The following is a 1578-nucleotide window of genomic DNA, read 5'->3' on the forward strand; positions in this document are numbered from 1 at the left end:
GGACCGCTACTCCACGAACCGTCACGTCCACCGCGCCACGGGGTTCTCCCGTGGCGCAGCACACCGGCGCGCGGCGAGGTCAGTCGCCTGCGTCAGGGGGTGGTCGGACGGCTCCTCCGGTCACCGCCGCACGAGGTGCGGGTCAGTGGCCGGGGGCCAGGTCATCGACCGGGATCGGAGGAGTAGTCCGACCAGCTCGTGTCGACGTCGTCATCCGACTCGACCTGGTCCGTACTTCCGTTGTCGCCGTGCAGCTCTCGCGCCAACGCGCCGAAGTCCGTCTCGTGCGTACGGTACTTCAGGTCGCGAGCGACCTTCGTCTGCTTAGCCTTCGCTCGGCCGCGCCCCATAGGGTCCGACCCCCTTGCACACTTGGCCGGGGCTCGCGTCCCCCTGGAGGCCAGAAGGCTCGCTGCGCCCGGTCTGATCGGTCACATACTCGTAAGGGCAACCGTACCCGAGTGGTGGTTGTTCCCGCACACCCAGAGCCCGGAAATGGTCACCGTGTCGGAAAACGCGCAGGTGGAGCGGGTGCGGGGCTCACCAACCGGGGTGCTGACCGTCCAGCACGACCTTGCCACCCAGCGCGTCGTCGGCCGAGACCTCGCCCGCCACCCAGGCGCGGATGCCGTACCCGGCGAGCACCTCGATCGAGCGGTCGACGTCGGCTGCCGGGGTCAGGGCGACCATCCCGACACCGCAGTTGAGGGTGGCCTCGAGGTCGGGCTGCGGCACGTTGCCGACCTGGCGGACCAGGTCGAAGACCGGCTGCGGGGTCCAGGTGCCGCGGTCGATGCGCGCGCTGAGGTGCGCGGGCATCACGCGCTCCAGGTTGGCGGCCAGACCGCCACCGGTGACGTGCGACATCGCGTGCACACCCGTCTGCGCGGCCAGCTCGAGGCAGGCCTTGGCGTAGATGCGGGTCGGCTCGAGGAGCTCCTCGCCCAGCGTGCGGCCCAGCTCGGGGACGTCGCGGTCGAGCGCCCACCCGGCCTGGGTGAAGAAGACGTGGCGGACCAGGGAGTAGCCGTTGGAGTGCAGGCCGGAGGCCTCCATGGCCAGGACCACGTCGCCGGCCTCGACCCGCTCCGCGCCGATCAGCTTGCTGGCCTCCACGACGCCCGTCGTGGCGCCCGCGACGTCGTACTCGTCGGGGTGCAGCAGGCCGGGGTGCTCGGCCGTCTCGCCGCCCACGAGGGCGGTGCCGGCGAGCACGCACGCGTCGGCGATGCCCTTGACGATCGCGGCGATCCGCTCCGGGACGACCTTGCCGCAGGCGATGTAGTCGGTCATGAACAGCGGCTCCGCGCCGCACACGACGAGGTCGTCGACGACCATGCCGACGAGGTCGTGGCCGATGGTGTCGTGGACGTCCATCTTCTGCGCGATCGCGACCTTGGTGCCGACACCGTCGGTGGAGGTGGCCAGCAGGGGACGCTCGTAAGCCTTGAGCGCGGAGGCGTCGAAGAGGCCCGCGAAGCCACCGAGACCGCCGATCATCTCCGGACGGCGCGCCTTCTCGACCGACGACTTCATCAGCTCGATCGCCAGGTCGGCCGCCTCGATCGAGACGCCGGC

General features: G+C 70.8%; 2 protein-coding genes. Both read right to left on the minus strand.

Features of this window, described 5'->3' with window-relative positions; translation table 11 throughout:
- Positions 1 to 161 precede the first annotated feature (161 nt).
- Entirely contained in the window at positions 162 to 350 is a 189-nt protein-coding gene (locus tag ACI379_RS13255; protein WP_439792563.1) for a DUF3073 domain-containing protein, read from the minus strand.
- Positions 351 to 540: 190 nt separating this feature from the next.
- Positions 541 to 1578: phosphoribosylformylglycinamidine cyclo-ligase (purM, locus tag ACI379_RS13260; protein WP_439792564.1), on the minus strand; the 1038-nt coding region annotated here is incomplete at its 5' end.

It is taken from the genome of Nocardioides sp. (assembly GCF_051876515.1).
In the GTDB taxonomy this organism is placed as follows: Bacteria; Actinomycetota; Actinomycetes; order Propionibacteriales; family Nocardioidaceae; genus Nocardioides.